Raw genomic sequence first — 258 nt, 5'->3', positions numbered from 1 at the left:
CTCCTGTCAGGAGGATGGCGCTCAGCACCTGGCCGAAGGATCGTCACGGGTCTACATCAACGGCCTGCCTGCTGCACGCCTGGGGGACCGGACTACCTGCGGGGCGACCATTATCTCCGGCTCGCCCAATGTGCTGATTGGCGGTGTCTCAGAGCAGACCCTGCCCGTGCAGGCTGAGGTCCCGGACGGATTATACAAAGCCTCGGATCTGACGCTGCTGTTCGCCGGACTGCTCGGGGGAGCCGGTGGCGCTGGCGG

1 protein-coding gene is annotated in these 258 nt (G+C 65.9%); it reads left to right on the top strand.

Translation table 11 applies throughout. The annotated features are described in order from the left end of the window. Positions 1 to 258: PAAR domain-containing protein (locus tag WFN61_RS21020; RefSeq protein WP_337039152.1), on the top strand; the 258-nt coding region annotated here is incomplete at both ends.

It is taken from the genome of Pseudescherichia sp. AS216, assembly GCF_037152055.1.
Lineage (GTDB): Bacteria > Pseudomonadota > Gammaproteobacteria > Enterobacterales > Enterobacteriaceae > Pseudescherichia.
Note: the sequence above shows the minus strand (reverse complement) of the source record. Positions and strands in the feature narration are given on the sequence as shown.